Here is a 1,072-nt window from a genome sequence, read left to right as displayed (position 1 = left end):
ACCTAGGTGTCAATGTTTTTCGTCACTTTCAATAAACTCGTCTTGGTGCTAGGCCCTCTGGAACTGAGCTGAGGAAAACAGCAATTGCCACTCTTGTAGTCTGGGAGGGGTTTGCTTGGGGCTAGCCGGCTGCTGCGGCGGCGGAAGCAGCGGAACGACGATATTGCCGACACCCACGCCAACACCCACACCAACACCGGCTCCGACTGCTCCGACTTTTGCCAAGGCATTTAGCCCCACCTCAGTGGCTGCCGGCCCCACCGCCAAAACAACCCTGACCTACACAATTACCAACACAGCCGCCCTGCCGCTGACCGGCCTCTCTTTCTCCGATCCGCTACCTGCCGGCTTAATTGTCGCCACTCCCAATAACTTGAACAACGGCTGCGGCGGGACGGTGGCCGCTCCGCCAGGAGCAAATTCCATCTTGCTGGTCAACGGTTCGTTAGCAGCTAACGCCAGTTGCACCATCAGCCTAGACCTTCAAGTTACGGCCACCACAGCGGGATCCCTGACCAGCCCAGCGGTAGTCCTCAGCAGCAACCAGGCGCCCAATGCTACCGCTGCTGCTATCAACCTGACGGTAACGGTGCCAGCTCCCACCTTTACCATGGCCTTTTCTCCTAACCCGCTTGGACCAATTGGCCCAGCCCCTGTTACCGGCACTGGAACGCTCACCTTTACCATCATCAACAACGCCTGACCGGCGTGAGCTTTAGCCACACCTTGCCGGGAGCGCCGTCTGGGGGTTTGCAGGTTGCTGGTGCGCCGACTCCTACACCTTCCTGCGGCTCCCCCACTCTCACAGCTACTGTGGGGGGGAACACCATTCAATTCACCGGAGGGTCAGTGGCTGTAGGCGGAACCTGCACAGTCACTATTCCTGTCAAGACCGCGGTAGCCTTGACACCAGCCGGCACCTACTCTTACCCCAACCCCTCTGTCACGTTGAACAGCACGGAGGCGGCTCCTGTTCAGGCTGGGCCTGTTACTTGGACAGTGGTGGTGAACTAGTCCTTCAAAAGCAGCTCGGCAATTTGAATGGCGTTGAGGGCTGCTCCTTTGCGGATCT

The 1,072-nt window shown here is 58.7% G+C and carries 2 protein-coding genes; both read left to right on the top strand.

Annotated elements, in window-relative coordinates; translation table 11 throughout:
* Positions 1-111: 111 nt before the first annotated feature.
* Positions 112-234, top strand: a complete 123-nt coding sequence (locus NW827_RS04775; protein WP_414403979.1) for a hypothetical protein — start codon at positions 112-114, stop codon at positions 232-234.
* Positions 235-244: 10 nt separating this feature from the next.
* Positions 245-703 carry a hypothetical protein gene (locus NW827_RS04770; RefSeq protein WP_414503391.1) on the top strand — a complete coding sequence of 153 codons (459 nt, stop codon included), beginning with the start codon at positions 245-247 and terminating at the stop codon, positions 701-703.
* Positions 704-1,072 lie beyond the last annotated feature (369 nt).

Source organism: Synechococcus sp. H70.1, assembly GCF_047502705.1.
GTDB lineage: Bacteria > Cyanobacteriota > Cyanobacteriia > Thermostichales > Thermostichaceae > Thermostichus.
This window is presented reverse-complemented; position numbering and strand designations above follow the sequence as displayed.